Source organism: Paractinoplanes durhamensis, from assembly GCF_016862175.1.
Classification (GTDB): Bacteria; Actinomycetota; Actinomycetes; order Mycobacteriales; family Micromonosporaceae; genus Actinoplanes; species Actinoplanes durhamensis.
Genome location: NZ_BOML01000134.1, coordinates 1 through 663 on the forward strand (window position 1 = coordinate 1; position 663 = coordinate 663).

1 protein-coding gene is annotated in these 663 nt (G+C 70.0%); it reads left to right on the forward strand.

Features of this window, described 5'->3' with window-relative positions; genetic code table 11:
- Positions 1 to 663, forward strand: a 663-nt coding sequence (locus tag Adu01nite_RS47450; RefSeq protein ID WP_203736004.1) for an acyltransferase domain-containing protein, incomplete at both ends; no start/stop codon positions are given.

The following is a 663-nucleotide window of genomic DNA, read 5'->3' on the forward strand; positions in this document are numbered from 1 at the left end:
GCGGGCCCGGCGGATCCGGTGTTTGTGTTCCCGGGGCAGGGTTCGCAGTGGGTGCGGATGGGGTTGGGTCTCGCGTCGGTTGAGCCGGTGTTCGCTGCGGCGTTGGACGAGTGCGCGGCCGTGTTGCGGCCTTTGGTGGGTTGGGACCTGCGGGAGGCGCTGGCTGATGAGGAGTTGTTGGGTCGGGTTGATGTGGTGCAGCCGGCGTTGTGGGCGGTGATGGTGAGTCTGGCCCGGTTGTGGCAGTGGTACGGGGTGCAGCCGGCCGTGGTGGTGGGTCATTCGCAGGGTGAGATCGCGGCGGCGTGTGTGGCGGGGGTGTTGTCGTTGCAGGACGGCGCCCGGGTGGTGGTGTTGCGGAGTCGTGCGTTGGTGGTGTTGTCGGGGCGCGGCGGGATGGTGTCGGTCGCCGCCGGGGTGGATGTGGTCGACGGGTTGGTGCAGGGGTGGGGTGACCGGTTGGCGGTGGCGGCGGTGAACGGCCCGGAAGCCACGGTGGTCTCCGGGGATCGTGAGGCGCTGGCCGGGTTGGTCGGGTTGTGTGAGCGGCGGGGTGTGCGGGCGCGGTGGGTGGATGTGGACTACGCGTCGCATTGCGCCCAGGTTGATGAGGTCCGTGACGAGATCCTGACGGCGTTGGAGGGGATCCGGCCGGGTGAGGCG